Source organism: Limnospira sp. PMC 1279.21, from assembly GCF_032349615.1.
In the GTDB taxonomy this organism is placed as follows: Bacteria; Cyanobacteriota; Cyanobacteriia; order Cyanobacteriales; family Microcoleaceae; genus Limnospira; species Limnospira fusiformis.
On the sequence record NZ_JARPLU010000401.1, the window covers coordinates 1 to 1,255 of the forward strand.

A 1,255-nucleotide genomic window follows, 5' to 3' on the forward strand; every position below is an offset into this window, starting at 1 on the left:
TTAGTCATCTCGTCCTCTCCATTATACGTCCTAAGTGTTCTGTCTTGTGCTATAATTACCGATTACCGATTGTCCATGGCCGATTATCGATGGTTGAAAGGATTAATTTTCGTCGCTGAGAATTTGAGGAACTCGGAAGAAATCCCCTAACAATTAATAATTAATAATTAACAATTAATAATTAATAATTAATAATTAATTACCGATTACCGATTGTCCATGGCCGATTATCGATGGTTGAAAGGATTAATTTTCGTCGCTGAGAATTTGAGGAACTCGGAAGAAATCCCCATCAGGTTCTGGGGCGGCGGCGAGTAAAGCGTCGCGATTTGGATAGGGTTCAAGTTGATCAGGACGGGTGATATTGCTGACATCGATCGCCCGCATAGTAGGGGCGACTTTTTCCGTATCCAGCTCCTTGAGTTGTTCAAAGTAATCCAAAATACCATTCAATTCCTTAGTAAACTTTTCCTCTTCCGAGGGCTGTAGTTGTAAGCGAGCTAAGTGAGCCACTTTGCGGACTTCTTCGCGATCAATCATGCTGGTAATCCAACTCCTATTTAGAAGTAAACATCAATATCACTGCGGCCTGTTGTTTTCAGCCAGTTCTGAGCTTCAATGTAGTTATTAGGAGCGAGACGAATAGCGCGTTTCCAGTATTCTGCCGCTTCCCGATAGGCTTGTTCTGCGGCATCCTCATCTCCCGCTTCTTTGGCGCGATCGCCACGATAGTGGAAAATCACAGCAATATTATTGAGAGCCTGGGGAAGGCGGGGGTTGAGATCAATTGCTTGATGGTAATAATCTAGTGCTTGGTCATGTTCGCCGTTGCTGGTGTGAATCAAACCAATGTTATAGAGGATATAACTGCGATCGTTAGGATCTTGTTCAAGTTTGAGAGCCTCATAATAGTTTTCGAGAGCTTCTGCATATTCTCCATCAGCTTGAGCCGACATTCCATCGCGATAGTAGGCGAAGGCTTCTTTTGCCTCCCGGCTGGTAGGTAGCATTTTCAGAAGCATATCAGCCGCGACCGTAAAAGTCTTATCAATGAAATTATCGTTACGTTGAGTTCTGGGCATATTATAGGAGTCTCCACAGTAGGGGGGCGATCGCTTGGAGTTACCGCATCAGGGGCAAAACCAATATTAAGTTTACACCTTCGTTAATTGCTAGAGCAATCTAACCGGGTATTCTTGTTTCTGATACATTTACGCGACATTTATCCGGCTATTGCCTGACAATGCGACGATAC

The 1,255-nt window shown here is 43.8% G+C and carries 2 protein-coding genes; both read right to left on the reverse strand.

Translation table 11 applies throughout. The annotated features are described in order from the left end of the window. Positions 1 to 246: 246 nt before the first annotated feature. Complete coding sequence (gene gatC / locus P5683_RS24960) at positions 247 to 540, reverse strand: Asp-tRNA(Asn)/Glu-tRNA(Gln) amidotransferase subunit GatC (protein WP_006624110.1); 294 nt, start codon at positions 538 to 540, stop codon at positions 247 to 249. Positions 541 to 560: 20 nt separating this feature from the next. Next, positions 561 to 1,082 carry a photosystem I assembly protein Ycf3 gene (locus P5683_RS24965; protein WP_006624111.1) on the reverse strand — a complete coding sequence of 174 codons (522 nt, stop codon included), beginning with the start codon at positions 1,080 to 1,082 and terminating at the stop codon, positions 561 to 563. Positions 1,083 to 1,255: the final 173 nt, after the last annotated feature.

Excerpts from the sequence above, each read along its gene's own strand:
- gatC (WP_006624110.1), bottom strand. The coding sequence starts at position 540 with ATGATTGATCGCGAAGAAGTCCGCAAAGTGGCTCACTTAGCTCGCTTA.
- P5683_RS24965 (WP_006624111.1), bottom strand. The coding sequence starts at position 1,082 with ATGCCCAGAACTCAACGTAACGATAATTTCATTGATAAGACTTTTACG.